General features: G+C 50.2%; 22 protein-coding genes. 16 read left to right on the forward strand and 6 right to left on the reverse strand.

Annotated features, from left to right (window positions below; translation table 11 throughout):
- Window positions 1–154 precede the first annotated feature (154 nt).
- From IC617_RS05770 to IC617_RS05800, 7 genes are all read left to right on the forward strand, one after another.
- Window positions 155–1,450, forward strand: a complete 1,296-nt coding sequence (locus IC617_RS05770) for an NCS2 family permease (RefSeq protein WP_191144037.1) — start codon at window positions 155–157, stop codon at window positions 1,448–1,450.
- Between the two features lie 17 nt (window positions 1,451–1,467).
- A complete protein-coding gene (gene gpt / locus IC617_RS05775) occupies window positions 1,468–1,953 on the forward strand; it encodes a xanthine phosphoribosyltransferase (protein ID WP_191144038.1) in 486 nt (161 codons plus the stop codon).
- An 18-nt stretch (window positions 1,954–1,971) separates the two neighbouring features.
- On the forward strand, window positions 1,972–3,213 hold the full coding sequence (locus tag IC617_RS05780) for an alpha/beta hydrolase (protein WP_191144039.1): 1,242 nt from the start codon (window positions 1,972–1,974) through the stop codon (window positions 3,211–3,213).
- Window positions 3,214–3,379: 166 nt separating this feature from the next.
- Entirely contained in the window at window positions 3,380–4,693 is a 1,314-nt protein-coding gene (locus IC617_RS05785; RefSeq protein ID WP_191144040.1) for a sensor domain-containing phosphodiesterase, read from the forward strand.
- Between the two features lie 76 nt (window positions 4,694–4,769).
- Window positions 4,770–5,888: a glutamate 5-kinase gene (gene proB, locus IC617_RS05790; RefSeq protein WP_191144041.1), complete on the forward strand. Its 1,119-nt coding sequence runs from the start codon at window positions 4,770–4,772 to the stop codon at window positions 5,886–5,888.
- A 21-nt stretch (window positions 5,889–5,909) separates the two neighbouring features.
- Window positions 5,910–7,169: a glutamate-5-semialdehyde dehydrogenase gene (locus tag IC617_RS05795; protein ID WP_191144042.1), complete on the forward strand. Its 1,260-nt coding sequence runs from the start codon at window positions 5,910–5,912 to the stop codon at window positions 7,167–7,169.
- Window positions 7,170–7,337: 168 nt separating this feature from the next.
- Complete coding sequence (locus IC617_RS05800) at window positions 7,338–7,931, forward strand: TetR/AcrR family transcriptional regulator (protein WP_191144043.1); 594 nt, start codon at window positions 7,338–7,340, stop codon at window positions 7,929–7,931.
- Here IC617_RS05800 and mepK read toward each other — a convergent pair.
- The gene (mepK, locus tag IC617_RS05805) at window positions 7,928–8,608 is read right to left on the reverse strand and encodes a peptidoglycan L,D-endopeptidase MepK (protein WP_224745830.1); all 681 of its coding nucleotides are present in this window, start codon (window positions 8,606–8,608) and stop codon (window positions 7,928–7,930) included. The two genes, IC617_RS05800 and mepK, sit on opposite strands and share 4 nt — an antisense overlap.
- 89 nt (window positions 8,609–8,697) lie before the next feature.
- On the opposite strand from mepK, the gene IC617_RS05810 reads away from it, so the two are divergent.
- The 3 genes from IC617_RS05810 (at window position 8,698) to IC617_RS05820 (ending at window position 11,700) form a co-directional block, all read left to right on the forward strand.
- Window positions 8,698–9,669 carry an aldo/keto reductase gene (locus tag IC617_RS05810; RefSeq protein WP_191144044.1) on the forward strand — a complete coding sequence of 324 codons (972 nt, stop codon included), beginning with the start codon at window positions 8,698–8,700 and terminating at the stop codon, window positions 9,667–9,669.
- Between the two features lie 197 nt (window positions 9,670–9,866).
- Window positions 9,867–11,237, forward strand: a complete 1,371-nt coding sequence (locus IC617_RS05815) for an ATP-binding protein (RefSeq protein WP_191144045.1) — start codon at window positions 9,867–9,869, stop codon at window positions 11,235–11,237.
- Window positions 11,224–11,700 carry a response regulator gene (locus IC617_RS05820; RefSeq protein WP_191144046.1) on the forward strand — a complete coding sequence of 159 codons (477 nt, stop codon included), beginning with the start codon at window positions 11,224–11,226 and terminating at the stop codon, window positions 11,698–11,700. The genes IC617_RS05815 and IC617_RS05820 overlap by 14 nt, the downstream gene beginning before the upstream one ends.
- Before the next feature lie 73 nt (window positions 11,701–11,773).
- Here the strand turns inward: IC617_RS05820 and IC617_RS05825 are convergent, their stop codons facing one another.
- Window positions 11,774–14,422, reverse strand: a complete 2,649-nt coding sequence (locus tag IC617_RS05825) for a TonB-dependent receptor (RefSeq protein ID WP_191144047.1) — start codon at window positions 14,420–14,422, stop codon at window positions 11,774–11,776.
- A gap of 500 nt (window positions 14,423–14,922) precedes the next feature.
- Between IC617_RS05825 and IC617_RS05830 the strand changes: the two genes are divergently transcribed.
- Window positions 14,923–16,611: an NAD-dependent malic enzyme gene (locus IC617_RS05830; RefSeq protein ID WP_191144048.1), complete on the forward strand. Its 1,689-nt coding sequence runs from the start codon at window positions 14,923–14,925 to the stop codon at window positions 16,609–16,611.
- A gap of 78 nt (window positions 16,612–16,689) precedes the next feature.
- On the opposite strand, the gene IC617_RS05835 is transcribed toward IC617_RS05830, so the two are convergent.
- From IC617_RS05835 to IC617_RS05845, 3 genes are all read right to left on the reverse strand, one after another.
- Window positions 16,690–17,367, reverse strand: coding sequence for a DUF3313 family protein (locus tag IC617_RS05835; protein ID WP_191144049.1), 678 nt, complete (start codon window positions 17,365–17,367; stop codon window positions 16,690–16,692).
- Window positions 17,368–17,561: 194 nt separating this feature from the next.
- The gene (crcB, locus tag IC617_RS05840; RefSeq protein ID WP_191144050.1) at window positions 17,562–17,945 is read right to left on the reverse strand and encodes a fluoride efflux transporter CrcB; all 384 of its coding nucleotides are present in this window, start codon (window positions 17,943–17,945) and stop codon (window positions 17,562–17,564) included.
- 86 nt (window positions 17,946–18,031) lie between these two features.
- Window positions 18,032–18,277, reverse strand: coding sequence for a YfhL family 4Fe-4S dicluster ferredoxin (locus IC617_RS05845; protein WP_191144051.1), 246 nt, complete (start codon window positions 18,275–18,277; stop codon window positions 18,032–18,034).
- Between the two features lie 405 nt (window positions 18,278–18,682).
- Between IC617_RS05845 and IC617_RS05850 the strand changes: the two genes are divergently transcribed.
- Genes IC617_RS05850 through IC617_RS05860 form a run of 3 tightly spaced genes read left to right on the forward strand, consistent with a single transcriptional unit; the run spans window position 18,683 to window position 23,444 of the window.
- Window positions 18,683–19,642 carry an ABC transporter ATP-binding protein gene (locus tag IC617_RS05850; protein WP_191144052.1) on the forward strand — a complete coding sequence of 320 codons (960 nt, stop codon included), beginning with the start codon at window positions 18,683–18,685 and terminating at the stop codon, window positions 19,640–19,642.
- Window positions 19,629–22,514: a Gldg family protein gene (locus IC617_RS05855; RefSeq protein ID WP_191144053.1), complete on the forward strand. Its 2,886-nt coding sequence runs from the start codon at window positions 19,629–19,631 to the stop codon at window positions 22,512–22,514. The genes IC617_RS05850 and IC617_RS05855 overlap by 14 nt, the downstream gene beginning before the upstream one ends.
- A gap of 12 nt (window positions 22,515–22,526) precedes the next feature.
- Window positions 22,527–23,444, forward strand: a complete 918-nt coding sequence (locus IC617_RS05860) for a DUF4340 domain-containing protein (protein WP_191144054.1) — start codon at window positions 22,527–22,529, stop codon at window positions 23,442–23,444.
- Window positions 23,445–23,481: 37 nt separating this feature from the next.
- Here IC617_RS05860 and IC617_RS05865 read toward each other — a convergent pair whose 3' ends face one another.
- The gene (locus IC617_RS05865) at window positions 23,482–24,081 is read right to left on the reverse strand and encodes a hypothetical protein (protein WP_191144055.1); all 600 of its coding nucleotides are present in this window, start codon (window positions 24,079–24,081) and stop codon (window positions 23,482–23,484) included.
- A gap of 130 nt (window positions 24,082–24,211) precedes the next feature.
- Between IC617_RS05865 and IC617_RS05870 the strand changes: the two genes are divergently transcribed.
- Entirely contained in the window at window positions 24,212–24,526 is a 315-nt protein-coding gene (locus IC617_RS05870; protein ID WP_191144056.1) for a co-chaperone GroES, read from the forward strand.
- A complete protein-coding gene (gene groL / locus IC617_RS05875; protein ID WP_191144057.1) occupies window positions 24,523–26,154 on the forward strand; it encodes a chaperonin GroEL in 1,632 nt (543 codons plus the stop codon). Before IC617_RS05870 ends, groL begins: the two co-directional genes overlap by 4 nt.
- Window positions 26,155–26,201: the final 47 nt, after the last annotated feature.

Below are 26,201 nucleotides of genomic sequence, written 5' to 3' on the forward strand. Positions count from 1 at the left end.
GCTACACTGATCTGGGTCGCGCTGCAAACTTTTCGCTACTGATGCAAATCAAAACAATGGCGAGCTGGGATTGGCAATTTTTTTTAGGTCGTTATCCTTAGCGCCTTTCCACTACTTGCAAGCAATGCGAAACGGATTTCAACAGGATCACAACATGTTAGAAAAACTGTTCCAACTGAAAGCGCACGGTACTGACGTGCGCACCGAAGTTATCGCGGGTATCACCACCTACCTGACGATGGCTTACATTATTTTCGTTAACCCGAATATCCTTTCCGCCGCTGGTATGGATCAAGGTGCGGTATTCGTTGCCACCTGTTTGGCTGCGGCTATCGGCTGTTTGATCATGGGTCTGTACGCCAACTACCCAATCGCGCAAGCGCCGGGCATGGGTTTAAATGCCTTCTTCACCTACGGTGTGGTTTTGGGCATGGGTTACACCTGGCAAGTCGCACTTGGTGCGGTGTTCTTGTCGGGTATCTGCTTTATTTTGCTGAGTGTATTTAAAGTGCGTGAGTGGATCATTGATGCCATTCCGCAGCCTCTGCGAATTGGTATTGGTGCCGGTATCGGTTTATTCCTCGGCTTTATTGCGCTGCAAAGTGCTGGCATCGTGGTCAATCATGACGCCACCTTAGTCGGTTTAGGTGATATTACCTCGCCATCGGTATTGCTCGCCGTACTGGGCTTTTTCATGATTGTTGGTTTGGAATATCGCCGGGTTAAAGGCGGTGTCATGATCGCTATTTTATTCGTGACCCTGCTTTCGGTATTGCTTGGCTTACAGCCATACGGCGGTATTTTCTCGATGCCACCTGATCCATCGCCAACCTTCATGCAGCTGGATATTGCCGGCGCTTTTGATGTGGCGATGATCAGCGTTATTTTTGCTTTCTTGTTTGTTGATTTGTTCGATACTGCCGGTACCTTGATGGCCGTTGCTCAGCGCGGTAACCTGCTGGATGACAAAGGCAACCTACCGCGTCTGCGCAAAGCTTTGTTAGCAGATTCGACCGCCACTGTGGCTGGTTCTGTGCTGGGTACCTCAAGCACTACCTCTTACATTGAAAGTGGTGCGGGTGTGGCTGAAGGTGGTCGTACTGGCTTGACTGCTGTGGTCGTCGGTGGCTTGTTCTTATTGTCGCTGTTCTTCGCTCCGTTGGCCGGTATGGTGCCAGCATATGCCACCGCAGGAGCCTTGTTCTATGTCGCGGTGTTGATGTTATCTGGCCTCACCAAAGTGAGCTGGGATGACATTTCTGAAGCAGCGCCAGCCGCTGTGGTCGCGATTATGATGCCGCTCACTTATTCCATCGCTAATGGTATTGCGCTGGGCTTTGTTAGCTATGCTGTTATCAAATTATTCAGCGGTCGAGGCAAAGATGTCTCTATTGCAGTATGGATTCTGGCCGCACTGTTCGTTATTAAAATGATTGTATTTGGCCACTAATCGTAGAGGAATCCATTATGGGATTTGCGAATAGCAAACAATTTTTTGTGTCGTGGGAAGAGTTGCACCGCGCCACTCGTGAATTGGCTAGGCGTCAACTGCCTGCCTCCCAATGGAAGGGGATTATTGCTGTCAGTCGTGGCGGTTTGGTGCCATCGAGTATCCTCGCGCGCGAGCTCAATTTGCGCTTGGTACAAACGGTATGTATCACCAGTTATGTTCACGATGAGCAGCAAAAAGAGCTGAAAGTTCTGAGTGCTGCCGAAGGTGATGGTGAGGGAATGTTAGTGGTCGATGACCTTGTCGACACTGGCAACACCGCGCGCAAAATACGCGAGATGTATCCGAAAGCGAAATTCATTACCGTCTACGCCAAGCCTCAGGGGCGCGATTTGGTTGACGAATATGTCGCCGATGTGGCTCAGGACACTTGGATTGAACTGCCATGGGATATGCAGCTGAACTACAGCGATCCCTTGTGTAAAAGCGACAAAATCGACTAACAAAACGGAGTTTGTATCGTGAATTGGCAACCGGATATGAAAGATGATGGCTCAGGTTCTGCAAAAGGAATGCAGCGTAAGCAAGCCTCGGAAACATCCTCGGTTGCCAATAGTCAGGCCGGCCAACGGCAGGTTCAGGCTGGTTGGTATCGGCGCATGCAGGTCTTTAAATGGGCTTGGCAGGGACTTGACCCACTGCTGTTGCAGGAGGTTCAGGCGCGTATCGCGGTCTCGACTAACAAGCGCACCCATGAAGACCTAATCGATACGGTCATCGGCTATCGTCCCGGCAACTGGAATTATGAGTGGTCGCAAGAGGGAGCGCTGCGCATGCATGACGGCAAGGCGGCGCTGGCTAACGGTGAGCGCGACGCAGCCCGTAAGCATTTCCTCCAGTCGTGTCTGTTTTACACCATCGCCGGTTATCCCCATTTGCGGGGTGATGTGCTAGCCGAAGATTCCCACGTGTTGGCTAATCAGGCCTATCAACAAGCCGGCGAATTGATGAATGATCCGCTGCAAATCGTCAAGGTGCCTTATCAAGGTCACCAGCTGCAGTGTTACTTGCATTTGCCCAAAACAGACGAGCCGGTGCCGCTGGTGATCATGGCTGGTGGTGGCGACGCCCTGCAATCTGACTATTTTCGAGTGTTCCGTGATTACCTCGGGCCGCTGGGCATTGCCGTACTTGGCGTTGATATGCCCGGCGTTGGTTATGCCGAACATTGGAAGCTCGATCAGGACACCTGCGCGTTGCATCTGCAGGTACTGCAACATATTCAAGATAACCCTTGGATCAATCGCCACAAGGTCGCCATGCTTGGCATGCGAGCCGGTGGTCATGCCGCGGTCAGAGCCGCATACCTAGAGCCTGACTTGCTTGCCGGCGTCGTCGCGATTGGTTCGCCAGTGCATGAGGCCATGGTTGATAAAGGTTTAGCCTCAAGAGTGCCGCAAATGCTGTTGGATCAATGGGCCTCTCGATTAGGTTTGGATGCGGCCTATCCTGAACTCATGATGGCGACCGTTGCTAACTTTTCGCTGCGTCGGCAAGGGCTGCTTGGTTCGCGCCGCACGTCAGTGCCAATGCTGGCTATTGCCCACCCCAACGATGAATATGGCACCATGACCGATGCCCAATTGATCGCCGCCAGCTCCGAGCAAGGTGAATTGGTTCGCTTAAAAAGACCGACCTTTGCTTCGGCCATTGATACCTCATTTGCAACCGCGGCCAAGTGGTTGGCAAAGCGCCTTCTGTAGCCTTTTTTACACTCTTTCAATACTGCATAAGTAACCGAAATCCTGCTCAAACTAATTGAGTTTGTTCTGTTTTATTCACTCAAAAGGGTTTTTTATTTGTTAGCAATGTGTAAAAGTGTGGTCACTTACTTGCGCAATCTAACAAATGTGCTAAGCGAATCGCCGCATGGATTTAGTAAACAACCTAAAGTTACGCAGCGCTGGTGTTTCGGTATCTGGACCTCAGGGGGGAGCTCCTCAGGTTGATGCCTTAGCGCGCCGTAATGTTGAATTACTTGCCTCTCGACTGTCTCAGGTAGATGGTCGATGGATTGCCGCGTTCAAAGACTTGTCCCTGTTTTCTTTATTGCAGCCCATTGTCAGTTATTCCCATCAAAGTACTGTAGGCGTTGAAGCGCTGCTGCGCGGCGAAGATGTCCATGGTGTCACGGTGATGCCGGCGCAACTATTTACTGAAATGGCCTCTAGCGAAGCCGAGCTGACGTTGCTCGAGCGGCTTTCTCGATTACTGCACATTGCTTCTTTTCAGCCGGTAGCGGAACAAGCGGGCTGGCTTTTCATTAACTTGTCGCCACAACTGATCGCACAGCCCGGTGATGCTGATGATTTGGCTGCTGCCTTGGCGTGGGCGGGGGTGCCTGCTGGTCGCGTGGTGATCGAGCTGACCGAACAGGCCAGTTACGATCCGCAAGGGTTGGTTGACGCCGTCGGCCGCTATCGCGCGCTGGGTTGTAAGATCGCCATTGATGATTTTGGCGCAGGCCATTCTAATTTTGAGCGGATCTGGACCTTACTGCCGGATATCGTCAAATTGGATCGCAACATGGTGTTGCGTGCCGCCAATGAAACCACTATTCAGCAAATGCTGCCGGGGCTGGTCAATTTAGTCCACCAAAGCGGGGCGCTAGTGCTGGCCGAAGGGATTGAAACCGTTGACCAAGCGATGCTGATCTCTAATGCTGGCGTTGATATGGGCCAAGGTTATTTGTTTGGCTATCCGCGTCAGGAATTGCCAAATCAGGATGACCTTCGGCTTCAGATGTCCAATTTATCGGTCCAGTCGCAACGGGCTTGGCGCCGAGATTGCGAGCGCCGACGCCGGCTGTTCGATAACTTTCAACACCATGTGCAACAAACCGTACTTGGCCTTCGCAATGGTCAGACCTTAGAGCGCTCAGCGCGTTCGCTGCTGCGTCTGAGTTCAGTAAGACGCTGTTTCGTACTGAACGAACAAGGCCGCCAAATTGGTATTGTCACCTGCGACAAATTAGCCAACTCGCAATCGCCATTAGCCCAAACCCGCAGCAGTGATTGGGGCCGCCGGGGTTATTTTCGTAAGGCGATGGAAGCGCAGGATCGAATGCATATTTCGCTGCCCTACTTATCGATTTCTGATGGCTCTATGTGTCAGACGCTATCTATTTATTTTCGCACCGGCAGTGGCGCGCGCGTATTGTGCTGCGATATCGACCCCGATTAGTACTTGCCTGAAAAACCGCCATCCCCTATTCTGGCTGGCCCAAATTTAATCTAACGGTCCTTTTTAAACTTCAGCAATGACAAACTCTGCAAGCAAATATCGTCGTATTGTGGTCAAGCTCGGCACCAGTGTTTTAACCGGTGGCAGTACTCGGCTTGATAAAGCACACATGGTTGAGTTAGTGCGTCAGTTGGCGGCCTTGCATCGGCAGGGATGCGACATCATTGTGTGTACTTCCGGCGCCATTGCCGCTGGACGCGAACATCTCGGGTTTCCCGAACTGCCTGCTACAGTCGCTAGCAAACAGCTGCTTGCGGCGGTCGGCCAGAGCCAGTTGATCCGTGTCTGGGAGCAGTTATTTCAGCTCTACGGCATTCATGTTGGCCAAATGTTGTTGACTCGCGCCGATGTTGAAAACAGAGAGCGCTTTCTCAATGCCAGAGATACGGTCAATGCCTTGCTGGAACAACGCATCGTGCCGCTAGTCAATGAAAATGATGCCGTTGCCACCCAAGAAATTAAAGTTGGTGATAACGACAACTTATCTGCGCTAGTGTCGGTGTTAGCTGAAGCAGACCTGCTGATGTTATTGACCGATCAGCCAGGTTTGTTCAATGCCGATCCTCGCTCCAACCCGGACGCGCAACTGATTGATGAAGTGCAGCATATTGATGACACCCTGCGCCAAATTGCTGGTGGCAGTGTGACAGGGCTTGGCACTGGCGGCATGGCCACCAAGTTGCAAGCGGCCGATGTTGCCCGCCATGGCGGTGTCGATGTCGTCATTGCTGCAGGCCATCAACCAGAGGTGATCACCCAGTTGTGGCAAGGCAAACGGGTTGGCACTCGATTCCCCGCAACCACTAACTTATCCGCTAGCCGCAAACGCTGGATCCTTGCCGGCCCTGCGCCAGATGGCGATTTGGTGGTCGATAGTGGCGCGGTAAAAGCGCTGCGTCAGCGCGGTAGCAGCCTGTTGCCCAAAGGCATTTTACGGGTTGATGGCCAGTTTGTGCGCGGCGACACGGTGCGGGTATTGACCGAAGATGGGGTCATTGTTGCGCGGGGTATTAGCCGCTACAGCGCTGCCGATTTGGACAAAATTAAACGTCAGCATTCGGAGCAGATTGCTGAAATACTGGGCTACGAATACGGCACTGTAGCCATACATCGTGATGAATTAATTGTTGTATAGCACTGAATTGATGGAACCAAGATGACTGATTTAAATGCAATGGGACTGGCAGCCAGAAAAGCCAGTTATCAATTGGCCGGCTTATCGAGTAACGCCAAGAATGCGGCATTACTCTGCCTTGCCGATTTGTTGGAACAACAAAGCGCAATCATACTGGCAGCTAACAGCAAGGATATTGAACAAGGCAAAAGCAACGGTCTGACGGATGCTTTGCTTGATCGCTTGCTACTGACCGAAGAGCGGCTGGCGGCGATTGCCGCTGATGTCCGTATGGTGGCTCATTTAGCCGATCCAGTCGGTGAAGAATTTGATGCCAAAGTACTGGAAAACGGTTTGCGCCTGCGTAAGCGCCGGGTCCCAGTTGGGGTTTTGGGAGTCATCTACGAAGCTCGTCCTAATGTCACCATTGATGTTGCCGCATTAAGCCTGAAAACCGGCAATGCTTGTATTTTGCGCGGCGGCAAGGAAACCACCCATTCTAATAAAGCGCTGACTGCGATTATCCAACAGGCATTGGAGCAACACGGCATTGATGGCAATGCCATCCAATCCATTAATGAGCCTGACCGCGCGCTAGTCGCCCAATTGCTCAAGCTCGATCGTTACGTTGATATGATTATTCCGCGTGGTGGTAAAGGCCTGCATCAGCTGTGTATCGAGCAGTCGACGATTCCGGTGATCACTGGCGGTATCGGTATTTGCCATATCTTTGTCGACGAGTCGGCTCAGCAGCAAGCGGCAGTCGATATCATTGAGAATGCCAAAGTGCAGCGCCCAAGTGTGTGTAATGCGCTGGATACCTTGTTAGTTCACCAAGCGGTTGCTGCACAAGTGTTGCCAAAAGTAGCCGATCGCTTGGCGCAAAGTGGGGTGGAGTTGAAGCTGGATCAAGCAAGCCTGGCGATTCTGGCCGATCACCCAATCGCTAAAGCGGCTGCGGGCGAAGACGATTACGATCAGGAATGGTTGTCGTTGGTGCTGTCGGTTCGCGTGGTCGATGACTTGGCGGTTGCGATTGACCATATCCGAGAGCACTCAACCCAGCACTCCGATGCGATTCTTACGGAGTCATTGGCCAGCGCTAATAGCTTTGTCGCGGCGGTCAATTCGGCTGCGGTATATGTCAACGCCTCAACCCGATTTACTGACGGCTCGCAATTTGGTTTAGGAGCTGAAGTCGCTGTTTCGACCCAGAAGCTGCATGCGCGCGGCCCAATGGGGCTGACGGAACTCACCACTTACAAGTGGATCGGCGAAGGGCAGTACCTCAGCCGCAGCTAACCATTTGCCGTTTTTAAGTGTTATCAAAAGCCGCAATTTATTGCGGCTTTTTTGCGTTGATAGGGGGGTAGAGATTAATCTGTAAATAAATGTAAATAGTTCCCATTTACCTTGAGTCTGCGTTAAACAATTGTTAACGTTACCGGCCTCAATCTGTTAGGGGGTGTTATGGCACGTCCAAAAAGCTTTGATTCTGAAGAAAAACTTTCAGTTGCAATGAATCTATTCTGGCGACAGGGATTCAAAGCGACGTCACTGGATGATCTCGAGTCCCACCTGCAATTAAAGCGCTATAGCATCTACAACGCCTTTGGCGAAAAACGTCAGCTTTATCGACAGGCTGTTGAGCTATATATCCGCACTATGTTCGAGCCGGCCATTAAGCCGCTGTTGGAAAGCGACGATCTGGATGCCATTGAAACCTTCTTTGCCGATACCATGGCGTATTTTGCTGATCAGCCCGACCGACTCAGTTGTTTTGTCTTTGAAGCATCAAGGGAAGTCTCGCCAGAATTTGAAGATGTTGCGGCACTGACGGCGCGCGCTAACACCCAATTAAAGCAGAGCTTTGTTAGCGTGTTGCAACGAGCGGTCGACAAAGGCCAAGCTCAGTCCTCTTTAGGAGTTTGGCAAGCGGCTGATTTTCTAGTGACTTTCTATCGAGGGGTAGTGGGCAGTAATTGTGTTGAGCCCGATGCCCAATGGATGGCATCGGTATTGTCACAATTGCGCCAGATCCTTCATTCATGGCGCGCCAGCTAACCCCAGCTTCTAAACGGCCCAGAATCGAGGTGGATAAAACCACTTTTCGGATAATAACCAACGCCGCCAGCTTTCATACTTAACGCCGCCTGTCTGACTTTGGCCAATGATGTGCCAGGAAAGGCGACATCAATTGCCTGCCCCTTCATGTGATAGCTTCGTTTGGCGACACCGCGACCTTCTTGTCGCAGCTTTTCATTGGTTTTTGGCGAGCGGTAACCGCCAATGATTTCCATTGGTTTGGCAAAGCCGAGCTGACTATTGAGCAAATACAGCTGATCTAATACCGCGCGGTCCATTGCGATGACTTCATTGGTGCGAAAGTCCCTCAGCAGGTGGCTGATCTCGGCAATACCATCGTCGAGGTAATGGCCGTTATCAAAATAAACTAAGGTGGCCGACTCGCCAGTGTGGATGTGATGCATCGCCAACTGACGGCGATTGTTGCTGGCTTTGGTGGTTGCCGCTAAAGCGACGGCCGGCGCGCCAAAGCCGGCAGCAAAGGCAACGCCGCTGGCAGCGGCGATAAAATGGCGTCGTGATAAATTGGTGTTTTTCATGCCCGAGTACCTGTGATTTTGGAACAACAACAGCAAACCACTGAGGTTTGGCTCGATAGTTCGTTGGACCGCGATTGGCCAATGAAGTTCAGCGAGCTTGGTGCTGGAACCAAGCATCTACAGGTCATTTGGGTATATACTGCTAGCTCGATTGATGTCATTCCGACTCAATCAGAGCCCAAGATCCATAACCATAAGAGATTGAAATGATAAGGCTACCTTTAGACAAATATTTTCCCGACGTTAGTCGACTGTCATACGGCTGCATGGGCCTTGGCGGCGAGTGGCACGGCGAGGACATTAATGACAACGATGTGAGGCTGGCACATCAGGTTGTTGATACCCTGCTCGATATTGGCATCAACCATATTGATCACGCAGATATTTACCGCACCGGCAAGGCCGAAAAAGTATTTGGCCGAGTGCTTGCTGAGCGCCCTGAGCTGCGCGAGAAATTGATTTTGCAATCCAAATGCGGCATTCGTTTTGCTGATGATCAGGGACCGAACCGCTATGATTTTTCGTCACAATGGATCCTTCAAAGTGTCGATAACATTCTGCAGCGGCTGCAAACCGACTATCTCGATACCTTGATGTTGCACCGCCCCGATCCATTAATGGCCACTGACGAAGTGGCGCGAGCTTTTGAGCAATTGTCCGATCAGGGCAAGGTGCGCTACTTCGGCGTCTCCAACATGAGCGGCCAGCAAATCAAGTTTTTACAACGCAATTTGCCCGAGCCGTTAATCGCCAACCAGTTGGAAATGAGCTTAACTAATCTCGGTTGGGTGGAAGATGGTATTTTGGTAGCCAACCCCGAGGGCGCCAACGTTAATTTCCCCTCGGGCACCATTGAATACTGTCAGACTCACGGCATTCAGTTGCAGGCTTGGGGGAGTATGTCGCAAGGCCTGTTCTCCGGCCGCAATCTCGATGGCCAACCGGATCACATTCACCAAACAGCAGCCAAAGTGGCCCACTATGCCGGTCTTTATCAGGTCAGCCGAGAAGCGATTGTGCTGGCGTTTTTGACTCGCCATCCGGCGCAAATTCAGCCGGTGATTGGCACCGTTAACACCGACCGTATTCGCGCTTGTGCTGATGTTGAACGGGTCAACTTAAGTCGCGAACATTGGTACGATTTATTGTTCGCCGCTCGCGGTAAGCATGTGCCCTAAGGCATATTGATTGACCCGTTATCGATTGCAAGGCCAACCTCCGTGTTGGCCTTTTTCGTGATCACGGCAATGTTCCATTGGTTTGCCTGCAATTCTATTTCGACAAATTGATCCATCACAGGGTGATTGGCCAATAGTGAACTAGAGTTGAGACAATCCCGTGGTGTGTGCTTAATAAATATTTAGGATACAAATAGATGTTTGATTCTGAGTTGGTCGACAGCCCAGCATACCAGCGTATTAAGCAAGTTTATTTCGGTAGAGCCGATCGCCATTTTACCCTCAAGAAGGGCAAAACCTTGTTGGAGCAAGGCGAATTCAACGACAAGCTCTACTTGATTCTTGAGGGCACCATTGTTGGCTATCAGAGCATTGATGGCGAGCCGGTGGAAATATTCCGCTCCGGTCCGGATATGTTTATTGGCCTGCAGAGTTTCTTTGGTCGCAGCCATCGCAGCTATTCAAAAGTGGTGGCCGAAACCGAGTGCTCAATGGCCTACATTGAATTATCGACACCGGCGGAAGACGAATATCAATATGGTTCGTTAATTGAGCAATTTAACCCGGTGATCGTCAATGCCTTGATCACCCGTCAGTTGCGCTCGAGTCACGCCGCCTTAGAGCGCCAGCGCACCCAAAAACGATTACTGCAAGCGGAGAAAATGTCGACGTTGGGGCAGCTTTCCGCGGGTTTAGCCCATGAGCTGAATAACTCCATTGGTGTATTGGCCCGTAAAAGCGAATACATCAGCGAATTTGTCGCCGATATTTTAAATGAGCGAGAGCCGAAGAAGTTCGCTTTTTTCAAGAATGGTTTGGACGAAGGCCAGCGCTTAAACAGCCTCGAAGTGCGCCAACGCACCCGAGAATTTGCTCGCAAGCTCAATATCAATAAAGAAACCGCTAAGCTGTTGGCGAAAATGGCATCGTCGATGGATGACGCCAGCGTCCTTGATAAGAATGTCATTAAGAACCTAGAGAGCGTTGCCCAATTTTGGCAGCTAGGCGTCGACTTCCATGACATGCAAGTGGCGGCAAAACATGCCACGGGCATCGTCAAGTCAGTGAAAATTCTTGGCGGTGGTAGCTTCGAGCGCGGCGAGGGCGTGTGTGTCATTGACTCCATTGAGCAAGCGCTATCCCTGCTCAAAAGCAACTTGCGCGCCGTGCAACTTGATGCCCAGCTCAGAGAATTACCGACCATCTATGGCAATCTCACCGAGTTGATCCAGATTTGGGTCAACATTATTAAAAACGCCTGCGACGCCATGGAGCAAGCGGCAACGCCGTCGCCATCACTGCGGATCAGCACCCGTCTGCTGCCTGATGCCGTCAAAGTTAAAATTACCGATACCGGCCCCGGTATTCCTGAGAAGCTCCAAGATAAGATTTTTCAACCTAACTTCACGACTAAAAAGAACGGCTTACAGTTCGGTTTGGGGTTGGGGTTATCAATTGTAATGCGACTGGTGGATAGCTATAACGGTCGAATAGTGCTGAATAGTGTTCCCGGGAAAACCACCTTCTCGGTCACTCTACCGATAAGAGAGCGCGATGGAAAAAATTAATATCATATGCGTTGATGATCAACGGGAAGTGCTGGATGCGGTGGTGCGCGATCTGCAACCACTGGAGCAATGGTTCAATCTCGAAGAATGCGAGTCGGCAGACGAGTGCCTGAGTCTGATGGAAGAATTAGACGAAGAGGGCGCGAGCATTGGTTTGGTGATTTCAGACCATGTTATGCCGGGGCGCAGTGGGGTCGACATGCTAACCGAAATCGCCGCCGACAGCCGCTACCGCTTCACCCGAAAAATATTGCTGACCGGTTTAGCCAGCCACCAAGATACTATTGATGCCATCAATGATGCGGGCGTCGACCGCTATTTTGAAAAAACTTGGAATCCTGAAGAGTTGATTGCGGCCTGCAAAAGTTTGCTAACCCAGTTTGTGCTCGATAGCGGTATGGATTATCAGACCATGCTTGGCGCACTTGATGTGCAGGTGTTGTATCAAAGCGGTCGGGTTTGATTGACATCGATTGGCAGATATAAAAAAGCCAGCCACTGCGGTGACTGGCAACATACTCAATTACTTGGGTATTTTAGAACCGTGCGGTGAGCTTGGCGTGGTAGTAGCGTCCCATCACATCATAGATTTCTGGTACCGTGTTGGCGTCGCTGTACGAATATAAGTACGGCGGTTTCTTATCGAACACGTTATCGATGCCGGCAGATACCGACCAAGTATCATTGATGTGGTAGCGGCCAGATGCATCGTGGTAAGACACCGAGCCCACTTCTTTGGTTAAGCCATAAGCTTCCTGATAGTAGTCATCCGTCATGCCGCTGATGTAACGGTAGCGCCACGAAGCATCCCAGTCGTCACTGCCAACTTTCAGCGTCAGGTTGTTTTTCCACTCAGCCCAGCCGCCATTGAGGCCACTAATCTTGCCGGTGTAATCAATACCATCTTGCTTGTACTCCAACAGATGGCTGGAATCCAATGTGGTGCTCCAGTCTAACCCCAACCCTTCAAAGCCATAGGTCAGGTTCAAGTCGAAGCCAGACGTCTCCATTTTGCCAACGTTGGTCAGCGGCGATTCCATGTAGTCTATTTCACCCGAGAAGCTTGAGCGCTCGACGCCTAACACATCACACGCCGAAGCATTGCCGCCGTAACAGCTGTTCAGGTAAGACTGGGTGTCGATACGGCTGATGGCATCGGTCACTTCGGTTTGGAAGTAATCTAATGTTGCCGAGAAACCGTCCAAGAACTCAGGGCTGTACACCACACCCAAGGTATAGGTATCGGCTTCTTCTGGGCCCAGATCTTCGGACGTGGTCCAGGTGTTCTCGATTTGAGAATCTTTGTAGACGTAATCGGTATTGCCGATTTCCGCATGACAATTCTGGTAAGTGGCTGAATCTGGATTCAAGCTGCCATAACCGCTACATGGGTCGGCCAGATAATCAAACGAGCCGACTTTACCGCCATATAACTCATCGACTGTTGGTGCCCGGAATGCGGTTGAGGCAACCCCGCGGATCATCAACTCAGGATTGACGCGCCAGGTCAAACCCACTTTCCAAGTCATGTCGGAGCCGAAGGTGCTGTAGTCAAAGTAGCGAGCAGCAACTTCAGCGGTCAGATCGTCAACAAATGGCTTGTCAGCCAGCAATGGAATGGCAAACTCGGTGTAAATTTGGGTGGTGTCGTAGTGGCCAGATGTTGGATCTTGTTGTGATGCACTACCGTCACCGGCAACAGTCACTGCATCGGGCTGATACCAGCCTTTCTCGCGACGATACTCAATGCCCGAGGCAAAGCCGACGGTACCCGCAGGCATTTCCCAGGCGTCACCAGAGACGTTGAAATTGACCACGTTCATTTCGTTACCACCGCTCGCCTGATCGGTGTAGCTGATGTAGTCGACCACGTCTTGTGACAACTCGCCTTCAGGTACAAACCAATTGCCGCACGGAATGTCTGGATCGTTTTCACAGACGGTTGGATCGACCGTTTCACCAACTTTCTTCAAGTTCACGTAATTGCTGCTTTTATCGGTCGAATCATTGCGGCCGTAGATGTACGACAAGTCCCAATCCAGTCCGCCAGCAAAATCAGTGAAGCCTTGCAGACCGGCGACAATGCGAATGGTGTCGGTGGTTTGATCGAACTCGCGATTGCCAACTTCGGTCATCCGGCGGCGATACTCAACATCGGTGCCAAATGGGTTACCCGGTGCATCGGCACCGATAATCAAACCATCAATGGGTTCGGGCGCCATTTGCTGGTTGGATGTCCGCTTGGTGTACATGCTTTCGATGAACATCGACAGATCTGAGTTAATTTCATAGGTGCCATTGGCAAATAGAGAAATCCGCTCTTGCGGCGTATACAGGTACGACTCTTCGGCGTAGTTGTAGTACTCATACTGATCGACCCATTCGCCGTTTTCATCGAGTTGTTTCCAACCGGTGCCATCATTGACGGTGCCGCCGGGAATACGCGAACTACCACTTTGGCAAACGCCATTGTCATCAAAAGCGTTATCCGGGCATTTCGAGAAGTTACGATCGCCTTGCATCGCATCACCACGGTCGACGTAGCTAAGGCCAAGCATGAAATTGCCTTTGTCGCTACTACCGCCGGTGATCAGGCTGATTTCGCCGGTATTGGCATCGCCTTCGGCAGAGCCGGCATAGCCCACGGAGAACTCGGCGCCTTCAAAGTCTTTTTTGGTAATGATGTTGACCACGCCGGCAATGGCGTCAGAGCCATAAACCGCCGAAGCGCCATCTTTGAGAATTTCGATACGTTCAATTGAGGCGACCGGAATGGTATTGAGATCAACCGATGAATCGGCGCCAATGCCAGAGTTGACCATACGGCGGCCATTTACCAGTACCAAGGTGCGTTGTTCACCTAAGCCGCGCAGGTTAATCCGAGCGGCACCGTTGCCGCCGTTGTTACTTGCAGCGCCGGTGGCCATGCCATTGGATGCTGGGTTTTGTTGCAGGATTTGATCAACGGATGTGAAGCTGCCGATTGCGATGTCTTCGGCGCTGATGATGCTGACAGGGCTGGCGGTCTCCATGTCAGTGCGTTTAATGCGTGAACCGGTAACTGAAATGCGTTCGAGGTCGTCAGCTTGGGCTTCATCGGCATAAGCTGCTGGGGCTATCGTTGCGACACTGAACGCGCTGATAATTGCGAGCGCGACTGGTGATAGTTTTGCATAATTATTCATTTTCTGCGTAATCCCAAAGGTTATTTCCAAAGTTGGCGCAGTCTTTTGCTGCGTTGGTTTTGAATACTCTTCAAGGTCGCTGTTAAATGCAATTGAGGTGAATTTTCATGAATATTTTGTTGTTGTTAATGCATTGTTTATTCACTATCGGTTGTGTGTTCACAAATAGCTTGTTGTGCTGGTGGTGGCGAAAATGGCAGGACGAAGGTTGGGTTTGGGAGCTTATTGCTAGTGCTTGCCGCTAGCGTGTTGGTTAAATGTTAAAGTTCAAGAAAAATCCACTTAGTGTGATCTTGATCACCTTTATGGGCCAGTGATTCCCGCTGTTCACAAAAACATGACGTCTGTCGGTGGGTCTGTAACGCTGATCTGGCCACTACGATTGCCGCAGATGATCGGTGAATAATTTCAGCGGGTTCACTTTTGTTCGAGCTTTTGTGTAACAATATTTATCCACAAAGCGAACGTGGCAACCCACCAATAACTGACGAAGAATTGTTATGCACGATAATAAACGGCCGCTGTACCTCCCTTACGCTGGACCAGTGCTATTAGAAACATCCTTACTCAACAAAGGCAGCGCTTTTAGTGAACAAGAGCGTCGCGACTTCAACCTCGAGGGCTTGTTACCCCAAGCGATTGAATCCATTGAAGAGCAAGCGCAACGCGCTTATCAGCAGTTTGCTGCATTTGAGTCTGATATCGACAAACACATCTACTTGCGGAATATTCAGGACACCAACGAAACCCTGTTTTACCGTTTGGTGAATGCCCATATCAGCGAAATGATGCCGATCATTTACACACCTACGGTTGGCCATGCGTGCGAGATGTTTTCCAGCATTTATCGCCGCGCCCGCGGGTTATTTATTTCCTACCCCGATCGCGATCGGATTGACGATATTCTCAACAATGCCACACGGCATAACGTCAAAGTCATTGTGGTGACCGATGGCGAACGGATCCTTGGTTTAGGCGATCAGGGCATTGGTGGCATGGGGATCCCCATCGGTAAGTTGTCGCTGTATACCGCTTGTGGCGGCATCAGCCCCGCTTATACCTTGCCGGTGGTGCTTGATGTTGGTACCAACAATCGTCAACGACTTGATGATCCAATGTATTTGGGCTGGCGCCATGAGCGCATCAGCGGTGAGGAATATACCGAGTTTGTAGATAAGTTTATCGCCGCTGTGAAAATTCGCTGGCCGGAGGCACTGGTTCAGTTTGAAGACTTTGCCCAAAACAACGCAATGCCATTATTGCAGCGCTACAAAGATGATATTTGCTGCTTCAATGATGATATTCAGGGCACAGCGGCAGTGACCGTTGGCTCGTTACTGGCTGCTTGTAAAGCCGCCGGTAGCGCGCTTAAAGAGCAGACCATTTGTTTTCTCGGGGCTGGCTCTGCAGGTTGTGGTATTGCCGAGGCCATCATTGCTCAGATGGTGGCGGAGGGCATTAGCGACGAGCAAGCGCGCTCGCAAGTGTATATGGTCGACCGCTGGGGGTTGCTGACCGATGACATGGCCAATTTACTGCCTTTCCAACAGGCGCTGGTTCAGGCCAAGAGTAAAGTGGCTGAATGGCCGGTTGATCCCACCACGATTTCGCTGCTGGATGTGGTTGAAAACGGTCGGCCGACAGTGCTGATTGGGGTGTCTGGCGCGCCAGGTCTGTTTACCCAACAAGTCATCGAAACCATGGCCAAGCATTGTCCGCGGCCAATTGTGATGCCGCTATCAAACCCGACGAGCAGGGTTGAAGCTCGCCCCGCTGATGTCATTAATTGGACCGAAGGGCGAGCGTTGGTGGCAACCGGATCACCGTTTGCGCCGGTGCCTTATGACGGCGAGTTGTTTGATATTGCCCAATGCAACAACAGCTACATTTTCCCAGGAATTGGCTTGGGGGTATTGGCAACACAAGCCAAGCGCGTCACCGATAATATGCTGATGGCATCAAGCCGAGCATTGGCGGAGTGTTCGCCGCTGGCCAAAGAGGGCAGTGGGCCGTTGCTGCCGCCACTGGAAGAAATTCAACAAGTGAGCCGCCATATTGCCTTTGCCGTGGGACAAGCGGCAATGGCTGATGGTGTTGCTGTGCAAACGGATGATGAAGTGCTCAGAGAAAGCGTTGATTATTGGTTCTGGCAGCCTGAATATCGCGACTATAAACGGACGTCATTCTAATTGCCGTTTGGCTGAAATGATTGCCACGAGCAACCAGCGAGCCCCCTTGATTGGGGGCTTTTTTATCTCGATATGGTGTTACTGGCCCTGTTGAGCCGATTCGACCAGACCGTCGTTGAGCTGATTGGCCCAGCGCTTGATGATACGTTTGGATTGCTGATGATTGTCGACCGAGCTTTGGCGCACTAATTGGCCCCAGTCGGTTGCTTCTTGTTGATCGACGATTCTCGCGAGGATTTCGCCGGTCACTGAGTCTTTAAGCTCCAGCACCAGAGTCATTTCACCGGCACTTTCGGCATAGATTTTGACGTTGTTAGTGCGCGACATTTCATCGAGGTTGGCGAAGTAGACGTTAATCAGTTTGGGCACCAACATCAGGGTGTCATCGCCGGTTTGATCGGTGAATGTATAATTGCCCTTCTCTTCGATCACTTCTCGGAATGATTCGTCAAACAGTGCTTTGAGCCTGGCCCCAGCGCGTTCCATCCCGCGCTTCATTTGACCGCGAGTGGCGAAATCATTGCGATAGGCGTTTTTGCGAAAGGCGACGTCTGCTTCTTTCAATAGCAAGCTGTTGTAGTGAGAAAAATCAGCGCCGGGCTTGAGGTACAGCTCGTCAACTTTCTTTGATTCTACTTTGGTGAGTTGGTCAAAGCTGGTATCTGCTTGGTCTGCCGCGTATAGATTTGCATGACCAAGGCCCAAGCTCAGGCTAGTGACGACCATCACTAGCGTTGCCAAATTGTTTGCCATCATTGACTCCTTGCGATGATAGAGCAGGTAGGTGTTACCAGTCAGTTAGTGCTAATACCATGGACTTCAATTTAGCGCCTTGGTTCCGAACCGCACTGGGTTAGGCCAAAAAACATGAACTAGCAACAGGTTGTTGCGTAAATGTTATCGACATTCAGAGCCGGTTGATGTCTTTCTTTTAGCAGATCTCTTGTCTATTAGTGCTTTTGAAACAAGTAGTAACCGGCAGCAACAGCAGCAAAACAGAGGCCGACATTCAGCAGAATATTTGCCGCCAGTTTGACCATCTCGCCTTGCTGAAGCAGGGCCAGATTATCCATCGAAAATGTAGAAAAAGTTGTCAGCGCACCGAGTAGGCCAACCGAGATCAGCGCGCGCCAGGGGCTGTCAGATACCTGCGCTTGTTGCAGTGCAATAAACATGGCGCCCATGCAAAACGAGCCGACAATGTTGACCGTCAAGGTGCCGTACGGAAAACCTTTGCCAAATAACTGGGCACAAAAATCGGAGATTAAAAATCGAAGGCAGGCGCCAATAGCGCCGCCGGCGGCAACAAAACCAAGTGTCGAGAGGTAGCCCATGAGCAATAGTTACAGAAAAGCGGCAATGACTGCTAGTTTAAAAAGGAACTCAGGGGTTTACCAGTCGAACAATCCAAGTTATTGATTCAACCGTGTAATTTGACGAATTTATCGAGCAATTGCTGCTCTGTTTCTTGATGTTCAGGGTTGACTTCGATGCAATCAATCGGGCACACCGACTCACAGGTTGGTTTGTCGTAATGGCCGACACATTCCGTGCAACGGTCCGGATCGATCTCATAGATCTCTTCCCCCAAAGCAATCGCTTGGTTCGGACATTCTGGTTCACACATGTCGCAGTTAATGCAGCTGTCGAGGATAATTAGAGCCATTTCAATCGGTTATCTATGATTCTTCAGTGTTGTGCTGGGTTGGTGAAAAATTGTGCGGCGCATTATGGCAGATTCTTCAAGACTAATCTAACGGCAACTGTCATGCTCGTTGGCCGCCTCTCCGCCATTCACTCCGTTTAGTTGAGAATTATCACAGTCACCCAAATTTTCATTTTGTTCCTCTTGAACTGGGATGAGTCCACCCCATTTATTCAATCGTTAATCGCTAATTGCTTTGTTTTATTGGGAATAACCCAGACAACAGGAGAGCCGACAATGTGTTTATCGATTGATCGACGCCCCAACTGCGCGCGTCCCCCACCTTATTGATTGCAGATGCAGCCATCGTGAGCGAATTGCTCCGCAAAGATACCTGTTACTTCGCAAACAATAGGGGAAAGCTCGATGCTTGAAGTGAAGCATTTATCTAGAAAATACGGCCATTTGGTGGCTGTAGATGACGTCAGTTTCTCGATTAATAAAGGAGAAATCGTTGGCCTCCTTGGTCACAATGGAGCTGGCAAAACAACCATCATGAAAATGATCAGCGGTTACCTAGAAGCCAATAAAGGCACAGTGACAGTTGATCGCATCAATCTCGAAGCAAATCCTAAAACGATCCAAAAACAACTCGGGTACTTGCCCGAAAATCTACCTGTTTATCCGGAAATGACGGTGGCCGACTACCTTGATTACGCTGCCGATCTTAAGGGGCTCAAACACAATGTTAAAAAGGTAGAGATCAAACGCGTCGTCAAGGCTACTGATTTGAGTCATAAACTCCTGGCGCCAATCGCGACCCTGTCGCGCGGCTTGAAACAACGGGTTGGTGTGGCTCAGGCCATTTTAGGCCACCCTAAATTATTAATTCTAGATGAGCCAACTAACGGCCTTGATCCCGAGCAGACTCAGCAAATGAGAGCTCTAATTCGAGATATTGCCAAAGATGCTACTGTGATTCTGTCCACTCATATCATGCAGGAAGTGGAAGCGTTATGCTCACGAGTATTGATTGTTCACGGCGGTAAACTAGCGCTCGATGCCGAGCTTGATACGTTGCGTCAAAGCAATCATCTGCTGTTAGAAACTTCGCTTGCTCTGAGCGACCTTGAGCAAGTCACCAAACTACCACAGGTTGTTGGCCTCGACAGGCTCGAGGCCGGTAAAGTCGGCCACCGCTATCGCATCGAATGTCGACCCGATAGCGACCAGCCCGCGCTATCAGCACAAGTGGCTCAATTCATCGCATCGCAAAATGCTCAGCTCTACTTATTACAGCCCGAACTCAGAGATCTGGAAACGTTATTTAAGCAAGTGAGCACTGGAGCTATGACTCATCAGGAGGTATGTGATGCCGCAGCATAATGTTGATCCTGCTAACACCATCAAACGGATTGCCGCGAAGGAGATTTCATTGTTTTTTGCATCGCCAATTGCTTACTTGTTTTTGGCGACCTTTGCCGCAATCACTTTATTTGTGTTCTTCTGGGGAGAGTCTTTCTTTGCCAGAAATATTGCCGATGTTCGGCCCCTGTTCGAATGGATGCCAGTACTACTTATTTTCTTATGTGCGACGTTGACGATGCGTCTATGGAGCGAAGAGCGGCGTAACGGCACACTGGAGTTTGTGCTCACCCAATCGGTCCCGCTGTGGCACTTTGTGGTTGGAAAATTTTTGGGATGCTTGTTTCTGTTAGGCATCGCCCTCGCCATTACGGTGCCGGTGCCGATTACGGTGGCAGCCATTGCTGACTTAGATTGGGGGCCGGTTTGGTCAGGCTACATTGCCACCTTATTGCTCGGTTCGGCTTATCTAAGTATTGGCCTATTCGTGTCCGCTCGTTGTGACAATCAAATCGTCAGCTTGATCAGTGCCGCGGCAATTTGTGGTCTGTTTTATCTGCTCGGTACTGCCACCATCACTAATTTATTTGGTAATCAGATCGGTGAGTGGCTGCGATTGATTGGCACCGGATCTCGATTTGAATCAATCACTCGCGGGGTGATTGATTTCAGAGATTTATATTATTACCTCAGTATCATCGCGGTATTTTTAGCGCTGAACACTTGGTCGCTAGAAAAGCTGCGATGGATCGATGGAGAGCAGCGCAAACATCACAGCATTTGGTCTGCAATCACCGCACTGGTGATCGTCAATGCGTTAGTGGCCAATTTGTGGTTAGGGCAACTCAATAGTGTTCGCATTGATGTGACACGAGGTAACCAATACTCCATTTCAGAAGCCACGCAAGGGTATTTGCAACAGCTTCAAGAGCCGCTGTTGGTGAGAGGGTACTTCAGTTCAAAGACTCACCCGCTGCTTGCTCCTTTAGTGCCGCAAATGCGCGATTTAATTAAAGAGTATGAAATTGCCGGTGAGGGAAAAGTTCGGGTGGAGTTTATCGATCCGCTCACCAATCCTGAGCTTGAGCAAGAGGCAAATCAGCAATTCGGCATTCAGCCCGTACCATTTCAAATCGCCGATCGTTACCAATCATCGATTGTCAGTTCTTACTTCAATGTGCTGGTTCAGTATGGTGATGAACATCAGGTACTCGGATTTCGTGATTTGATTGAAATTCAAGCTCGAAGCGAATCGGATATTGATGTTCAGTTGCGCAACCCCGAGCACGACTTAACTCGCGCTATCAAAAAGGTACTGCACAGCTACCAGGCCAGTGGCAATTTGTTTGATACGGTCCAACATCAGCTCACCTTTACTGCTTATATCTCTGCAGACGAGCAACTGCCGGTATCGCTGCAAGAGTTTAAATCTGCAGTGCAGGAGGTCACCGAGCAGATACAAGGGCAGTCGGGTAACCGTTTGACTGTGAAGTTTATTGAGCCAGAAGCTAATGGTGGCAAAGTGGCTACAGAGATTGCCGAAAATTATGGCTTTAAGCCGATGGCGGCAAACCTGTTTTCTGATCAGCAATTTTTCTTCTATCTGACGCTAAGCGACGATAAACAGATCGTTCAAATCCCTCTGGACGACCTGAGCCAAAGTGCATTTGAGAGGAATCTCGATGCTGGCATCAAGCGCTTTGCATCTGGTTTTACCAAAACGGTCGCGTTAGTGACTCCGCAACCCGATTACAGTAACCCCTATGGCGGCGGAGCCACTAGCTTTAACCAGTTGGAGCAATTTTTAAGTGCGGACTTAAATGTCATTGATGAAGATTTATCGGATGGCCACATCTCCGGTGAGGCTGACATTTTGGTACTGGCAGCACCAACAGAACTGGATGAAAAATCACTGTTCGCAGTTGACCAGTTTCTAATGAAAGGCGGCACCGTCATTGCTGCGACGTCACCGTTTGCCGCAAACCTATCGGCCAGAAGCCTGAGTGTCACTGAGCACCAAAGTGGTCTTGAAGATTGGTTGCGTCACCACGGTTTAGATATTGCTGAACAAATGGTGTTAGATCCGCAAAATTCAGCGTTTCCAGTACCGGTTACGCGCAATGTCGGCGGCTTTAGCCTGCAAGAGATCCGCTTACTGGACTATCCATATTTCGCCGATATTCGCGAACAAGGACTCAATAGCGACAACCTGATTAGCGCTGAGTTACCACAAGTAACGATGCCGTGGGCATCACCAATTCGGGTGGATGAGGCGAGTAACAGCGAGCGAATGATCATACCGTTATTGCAGACATCGTCAGACTCTTGGCTGTCTGATTCGCTCGACGTGATGCCTAAAGTGACGTCACAAGGTGTCAACGCCTTTAGCCCAACAGAAGAGCGTGCCAGCCACCTGGTTGCGGTGATTAATCAGGGCCAGTTTGATTCGTATTTTGCAGGCAAAGAATCTCCTTTGGCCGAGACTGATACCGAGCAAATTGCCGACAATGGTACAGATGATGACAGCTTTGTGATGACTAACGTGTTGGAACAATCGCCGCAATCGGCGCGAATTATCTTGTTTTCCTCCAACGATTTGTTCGCTGATCAGGTGATTCGAATGCTCGGTAGTGCGCAGCAAACCGATTATCTCCATAGCATCCAGATGATGGCGAATGCGATTGATTGGTCTCTTGAGGATGAAGCATTGTTGAGCATTCGCTCGCGCGGTCACTTTAATCGGACATTACCGCCGATGGAGCAGTCCAGCCAAATGTTCTGGGAATACCTGAATTACGCCTTCGCAGCCATTGCCATTGTCCTGGTGGCACTGTGGGAGCGGCGCAAAAAGGCGATCAAACATAAGAAATATCTTGAGCTATTAGCGGTATAGGAGGTTAATCAAATGACTCAAAAAATCCCATTGTTGACCGCTTTATTGATTATTCAGGCGATTATCGCGATTGCGTTATACGCAGTGAACGGAAGCCGTGATTCATCGTTTACGGCGATGCAACTATTGCCGTTTGACAAGCAGCAATTGAATCGCATTGTGATCCGTGATGATTCGAGCACAGTCGAGCTGATCAAACAGCAGCAGCAGTGGTTGCTAGCAGAGTCCGACGGCGTTCCTATTGAGCAGGCCAAGTTCAATAGTATGCTCAATAAGCTTGAACGACTGAATACCACTTGGCCGGTGACAACGACAACGGCAAGTCATCAACGGTTTGAGGTCGCTGATGACAACTTCCGTCGTAAAATCACTTTCTATGACGGACAGCAGCAATTGGCCGAGTTATTTGTTGGTACTTCGCCGGGCTTCAAGCAATCGCATCTTCGCTTAGCCGGACAGGACGAAGTTTATGCATTGGACTTTGCCGCCTACGAGGCATCGGCAACGGCCCGTGCATGGCTTGATAAGTCGGTATTGTCAGTGCCGGGGCTGAATCGGATTAAAGGCAATGACTTTGATCTGGTGAAAGAGAATGAGCAATGGCATTGGCATAGTGCGCCGCTTGATCTGGACGTTGACCAACAAAAAGCAGAAGCGTTGGCCAGAGCCATCGCTAACCTTAAGGTGACTGAATATGTTAAGCAGCCTCCTGATTTTGAGCCAGACAGCGCAGTGGAGTTGATCGCGGAAAGTGATCAGAGCTTTACCTTTGAATTGTATCAGCATGATGGTGATTACTATGTCACACGAGCGGATCGGCCTCAGGTATTTAAGTTGACTCAGACGCAATATGAGCAACTGTCTGAACCCACTTTGAGCAACCTCGCAGCTACCTCGGAAGAGGAACCAAGCGCGACCTCTGATTCGTGATTGTTTGGGGGCTGTGGCCCCCACATTTGAACGCTGGTTAATGAATGTCGTGCTTTGCGGAAACCACAATGCCCATGGCAGCTAACTGTTTTCGTTGAGTCTCATCATGGCCTTGTTGCCAGCGTTCAATCAATCCAAAGATTTCCTCTGCATCGTAATTTGACCAGCGGCAACAAACCGTGGCGACTAACTGCAATAACTGAGGAAAGCGTTCTGCCATTTCGCCAAATAGCGCCGAGCGATGATGTTGGCTACTGCCAAGAGCGTCATATGCGCCACTGCCCATGCCAATAAAATAATCTCGCTTAATGCCTTTTTTTACGTAGTGCTCAGGGAACATTGCTCCGAGGAATAAGGCTTTATCACCCAGCTCTCTCAATGTTGCGTGGCGGTGGCGAACCGTTGTGGCGGCAAGGGCTTGTTGGTAGAGCAATGCCAGTGTGGGTAGCGCTAATGCGCCGCTGTCATCGTATTCAAATAAACGATCGCTTTGGTGGAAGTTGCCAAGGAGTCCAGCGAGATAGTGCAGAACGCTAGCGGATAACGTTGCAGGCAGCTGCTGTGCTTCCTCTTGGAGTCGAGTTGAAAAGTGTTCAGCCAGTGATTGCTGGCTTATGAGTTTGTTGTCAAAAGTCATCGTCACACCCCTCTAAAAATTTTTTCAAATTTGCTCTTGATTCGTTTTTCAGAGTCCTTATTAAAGCGTTCGGGAAGATATTTCCTGACATCAACTGTCTTTGGTTATCAATCATTTTAGGAGGATATTTATGGCTTTAAAACCTCTTTACGATCGAGTGGTTGTGCGCCGTTTAGAGGCTGAAACAACCACAAAAGCAGGCATCATCATCCCTGATAAGTCGGCGGAAAAACCGACTCAGGGCGAAGTGATTGCTGTCGGCGAGGGGGCCATTTGTGAGTCAGGCGAAGTGAGAGCGTTAGCGGTTCGCCCTGGCGATCGGATTTTGTTTGGTCAATACGCAGGCACCAAAACCAAGGTCGATGGTGAGGAACTCTTGATCATGAAAGAGTCAGATATTTTAGCCATTGTTGAAGTCGAACAAGCAGAGGAGAAAGCAGCATGAGTGCAAAAGCTGTAATGTTTTCAAATGACGCCAGAGAGAATTTATTAGCTGGTGTGAACATTTTGGCCGATGCAGTCAAAGCGACGCTGGGGCCGAAAGGTCGTAATGTGGTGCTGGGTAAGAGTTATGGTGCACCTCGGGTGACAAAAGATGGTGTTTCGGTTGCCAAGGAAATTGAGCTCAAAGATAAATTCCAAAATATGGGCGCTCAAATGGTCAAGGAGGTCTCGTCAAAAACTGCCGATGTTGCTGGTGATGGCACCACAACGGCAACAGTACTCGCGCAGGCTTTGGTCAGAGAAGGTCACAAAGCGATTGCTGCTGGGATGAATCCAATGGATCTGAAGCGCGGTATCGATGCAGTGGTGAAAGCAGCAACCAAGCAGTTACATGATTTAGCGAAGCCATGCGATGACAGTAAATCGATTGGTCAGGTCGCCACTGTGTCAGCAAACTGGAATAAAGATATTGGCGAGATTCTGGCCGAGGCAATGGATCGTGTTGGCAAAGACGGTGTGATCACCGTAGAAGAAGGCAAATCGCTGGAAAATGAGCTGGAAGTGGTCGAGGGTATGCAATTCGATCGCGGCTACTTATCAGCCTACTTCATCAATAATCAGGAAAAAATGCAGGTAGAGCTGGATAACCCTCACATTCTGCTATTTGACAAGAAGATCAGCGCCATTAAAGACCTGTTGCCGCTGTTAGAGAAAGTTGCGCAAACCAATCGGCCATTATTGCTCATTGCCGAAGATGTTGAAGGCGAAGCGCTATCAACTCTGGTTGTTAACCACCTGCGCGGCATTCTTAAGGTGGCCGCGGTGAAGGCGCTAGGCTTTGGAGACCGGCGCAAAGCCATGCTCGATGACCTCGCGATCCTAACGGGGGCAACCGTCATTAGTGAAGAGGTTGGTTTGTCCCTTGAAGCCACCGAGCTAGAGCAACTTGGCAGTGCCAAGCGCATTATTGTTGGCAAAAACCACACGACCGTGGTTGACGGAGCAGGGAATGCCGACGATATCAATGCTCGGGTTGCCAAGATCAAATCGGAAATTGAGCAAGCAAGCTCAGACTACGACAAAGAAAAGCTTCAGGAGCGCGTTGCTAAATTAGCTGGTGGCGTTGCGGTTATTAAGGTGGGCGCTGCAACTGAAGTGGAAATGAAGGAGAAAAAAGATCTGGTTGATGATGCTTTCCATGCCACTCGAGCTGCGGTCGAAGAAGGTGTTGTCGCTGGTGGCGGTGTAAGCCTCATTCGAGTCGCAGATGCCGTTGAGCAGGAGCAGCTTGAGCTGCAAAATGATGATCAAAAAGTAGGAGCGCGGATTGCGCTTCGGGCAATGGAAGAGCCATTCCGCCAGATCATTAATAATGCTGGTGAAGAAGCCAGTGTTGTGCTCGACAAAGTGCGCCAGCATTCCGGTAGTTATGGCTATAATGCGCAAACAGGCGAATATGGCGACATGCTTGACATGGGGATTATCGACCCCGCCAAAGTCACTCGCAGCGCTTTGCAAAATGCCTGCTCCATTGCCGGCCTGATGTTGACTACAGAGGTCATGGTAACTGATATGCCAGAGCAGGATAAGGCGGCTCACTCAGGGCCGGAAGCCCCTGCTTGGGGTTAATTCCTCTCCATAACAACGGAGGGACTTGCTCCCTCCGTTGTTATAAA

The sequence above is a fragment of the Neiella litorisoli genome, from assembly GCF_014773395.1.
Lineage (GTDB): Bacteria > Pseudomonadota > Gammaproteobacteria > Enterobacterales > Neiellaceae > Neiella > Neiella litorisoli.